Annotated in this window: 4 protein-coding genes; all 4 read left to right on the top strand. The window is 46.7% G+C overall.

Annotation, left to right across the window (positions count from 1 at the left end):
- Nucleotides 1-257 (top strand): pyridoxal-phosphate dependent enzyme (locus HP456_RS21315; RefSeq protein ID WP_172254842.1); only part of this gene is annotated, 257 nt, incomplete at its 5' end.
- Between the two features lie 666 nt (nt 258-923).
- The gene (locus HP456_RS21310; RefSeq protein WP_172254840.1) at nt 924-2,222 is read left to right on the top strand and encodes a homoserine dehydrogenase; all 1,299 of its coding nucleotides are present in this window, start codon (nt 924-926) and stop codon (nt 2,220-2,222) included.
- Nucleotides 2,219-3,280, top strand: coding sequence for a threonine synthase (gene thrC, locus HP456_RS21305; RefSeq protein ID WP_172254838.1), 1,062 nt, complete (start codon nt 2,219-2,221; stop codon nt 3,278-3,280). Before HP456_RS21310 ends, thrC begins: the two co-directional genes overlap by 4 nt.
- Nucleotides 3,277-3,584: GHMP family kinase ATP-binding protein (locus HP456_RS21300; protein ID WP_446680278.1), on the top strand; the 308-nt coding region annotated here is incomplete at its 3' end. The genes thrC and HP456_RS21300, both read left to right, overlap by 4 nt.

Raw genomic sequence — 3,584 nt, 5'->3', positions numbered from 1 at the left:
TCCGCAAATATGTGGACGATATGGTCACTGTCACCGATGAAGAAATTTCGTATGCCATGATGTTCATGCTGCAACGAGAGAAAACATTGGTTGAAGGCGCAGGGGCAGCATCTCTGGCTGCTGCAATCTGCCATAAAGTGAAGGTGCACGGAAAGAAAGTCGGATGTGTCATCTCAGGGGGAAATGCGGATCCAAGCAAAATCCCTGTCTACCGCGACTTATCCAAGATGGTCCGTCAGCTTCATTATATCGGATAATAGTAGGGCGGCTCCTGATCTTAAACAGAGATCAGGGGCGGTCCTCTGTTTTTAAAATGAGGTAGTTTCTAAGAAACTTCCGCTCCATTATAGGTGAATCGGGCGTTGTTCTGCCAAATTATCAACTGCTTTTTAATGAATAAGGCGTTTGAGGGGTGCTTACTCAATGTACTAAAACGTTATATTCTGGCTTATAAGATGATTGGACAATAGGAATCTTACAATTGGAAACGTCATTTTTCATTTAGGCATGTTAATAGGCAATATTAATAAAGAGATGAATTCCAGCTTTTGATTGGAGTGGAAGACTAATATTCCTGCAGGAGAAGTGGCCAAGGTGAGACTTGTCTTGCAGCTCTGGCGGCTAAAAGCTCAAGACATAAGCCTGGCATCCATAAAGGAAAAAAGCGCCTTTTTGGATGCCCTGTCTATGCTTTTCGCCTCTGAGCGAGCCGCCACGGGGTCACCCGCGGAAAGCGAAGTCTCCGGCGGAAATCAAAAACGGTATTGAATGTGAATAGTATTTTCCCAATCTGCCGGCAAAGAAAGCTCTTACATTCAGAAAATACGAAATTAGGTATTGTAATAGGAAATTATTTCTACTATAATGTCCTCTATATAAACACAAATGTACACGAGAAATAAACAATTGGAGGTTTTCGACTTATGGAATCAATTTCAATCGGACTTTTGGGACTCGGAACAGTTGGAGCCGGAGTTGTGAAAATCATTGAGAACCATCAGGATAAACTGTCGCATCAAATCGGCTGTCCTGTGAAAGTGAAAAAAGCCCTGGTTCAGGATATTGAAAAGGATAGAGGACTCACTATTGAGGATGGAATACTGACCCTTCATCCGGAAGACGTCCTGACCGATCCTGAAATTGATATTGTGGTCGAAGTAATGGGAGGAATCGAAGCAACGAAGGAGCATCTCCTCCAGGCATTGAAAAATAAGAAACATGTTGTGACGGCGAACAAGGACCTGATGGCTGTCCACGGTCCGGAGCTTTTGAAAGCTGCGTCTGCAAATGAATGTGATTTATTCTACGAAGCAAGTGTAGCGGGCGGGATCCCGATATTAAGAAGTTTAGTAGACGGCCTTGCATCCGACCGCATCACAAAAATGATGGGGATCGTCAATGGAACGACCAACTTCATTTTGACGAAGATGACGAAAGAGGGGCGCTCCTTTGAGGATGTATTAAAAGAAGCTCAGGATCTGGGCTTCGCCGAAGCGGATCCCACAGCTGATGTCGGAGGGCTGGATGCAGCAAGGAAGATGGCGATCATGTCGACATTGGGTTTTTCAATGAATGTGGACTTGGCCGATGTGAAGGTGAAGGGCATCACTGATGTGACGGCAGATGACATTGAATATGCAGCCCAATTCGGTTATACAATGAAGCTCATCGGATATGCCCACCGCGACGGAGAAAAGGTGGAAGTGAGTGTCGAACCGACATTATTGTGGGACGACCACCCGCTTTCATCCGTCAATGACGAGTACAATGCCGTTTATGTGTACGGTGAAGCAGTAGGGGAAACAATGTTTTACGGCCCGGGTGCCGGTAGTCTTCCTACCGCTACAGCCGTTGTTTCTGATATGGTCGGCATCATGAAAAATATGAGACTGGGCGTGACTGGGAAGAGTGCTGTAAATCCCCAGTTCCCTAAGAAATTAAAAGAACGGGAAGAAGTTTCGTCCCAATACTTCTTACGCCTTCACGTTCAGGATGAAATCGGAGTATTGGCGAAGCTGACATCAATCTTTTCAAATCATGGTGTGAGCTTTCAGAAAATCCTGCAAAATCCGTTAAATGGAGCAGGATATTCTGAAATTGTTCTTGTCACTCATAAAGCCTCACTTGATCGTTATGAAGATATATTGATGGAGCTGAAGGATTATCATGCGATCCATTCAATCGAAAGCTCTTACAGAGTGGAAGGAGGAGAGAAGGGATGAATTGGAAAGGCCTGCTGAAACAGTACGGAGAGTATCTTCCCGTCACAGACGAGACACCTCTTTTAAGCTTGAATGAAGGAAACACACCATTGATTGAATTGAAAACTCTGTCAGATGAATGGGGGATTGAACTGTTTGCCAAGGTTGAAGGAGCGAATCCGACAGGCTCTTTCAAGGACAGGGGAATGGTGCTTGCAGTTGCCAAAGCGATTGAAGACGGAAGCTCGACGGTGATTTGTGCGTCGACAGGGAACACTTCCGCCTCTGCCGCTGCTTATGCAGCACGAGCAGGTATTAAGTGCATCGTCGTCATTCCGGAAGGGAAAATCGCTCAAGGAAAACTTGCACAGGCCGTCATGTACGGAGCAGAGATCATCTCAATCGAGGGCAATTTTGACGAAGCACTTGAAATCGTCCGCGAATTGAGCAAGACCGAATCCGTGACGCTCGTGAATTCGGTCAATCCGTATCGTCTCGATGGCCAGAAGACTGCTGCGTTTGAAGTAATCGAAGGCTTAGGGGAGGCACCTGATGTGCTCGCAATCCCGGTGGGCAATGCAGGAAATATATCAGCCTATTGGAAAGGATTCAAAGAATTCCATCTTCGGAAAAAATCAACCCTTCCGCGAATGTTCGGGTTTGAAGCTTCAGGCGCGGCCGCCCTTGTCCATAACCGCGTGTTCCCGCAGCCGGAAACGATAGCGACCGCGATCCGGATCGGTAATCCGGCAAGCTGGGATTATGCAGTGGATGCTTTGAAAGAATCAAACGGCCATATCGACGAGGTGACCGATGAAGAAATTCTGGACGCATATAGATTTCTTGCAAAGAAGGAAGGGATATTTGCTGAACCGGCTTCATGCGCATCGATTGCAGGGGTTAAGAAGAGTCTTGATAATGGTGTACTTGAAAAAGGGAGCAAGGTTGTGGCGGTTTTGACTGGCAATGGCCTGAAGGATCCTGTTACGGCCATGGAATACAGTCCGGTTCAGCCGGTTAAACTTCCAAATGACAGAGAAAAGGTGAAGGACTACATTAAGGGAACGATCGGAGTATGAAGAAGCGGGAGGCTCGTTCCTGGAAAATTATCGTCCCGGCAAGCACGGCCAATTTAGGAGCAGGTTTTGATTCGCTTGGCTTGGCGCTCGACCTATTTTTGACAGTGGAGGCTGAAGAGTCGGAGTCCTGGCAGGTAACACCCCTGACACCTGAACTTGAGGCTTTCCCCTCTGATGAAACGCATTTTATCGTTGAGGTTGCAAAAGGTGTTGCTGAAGGGTATGGGAAAAGGATCAAACCTTGTCATTTATATGTGTGCAGCGATATTCCGTTGACAAGGGGCTTGGGATCGAGTGCAGCAGC

This window comes from Bacillus haikouensis (assembly GCF_013179555.1).
Classification (GTDB): domain Bacteria; phylum Bacillota; class Bacilli; order Bacillales; family Bacillaceae_B; genus Rossellomorea; species Rossellomorea haikouensis_A.
This window is presented reverse-complemented; position numbering and strand designations above follow the sequence as displayed.

Bases quoted from the DNA above. Each gene is read 5' to 3' on its own strand.
- HP456_RS21310 (WP_172254840.1), top strand. From the start codon at position 924: ATGGAATCAATTTCAATCGGACTTTTGGGACTCGGAACAGTTGGAGCC.
- thrC (WP_172254838.1), top strand. From the start codon at position 2,219: ATGAATTGGAAAGGCCTGCTGAAACAGTACGGAGAGTATCTTCCCGTC.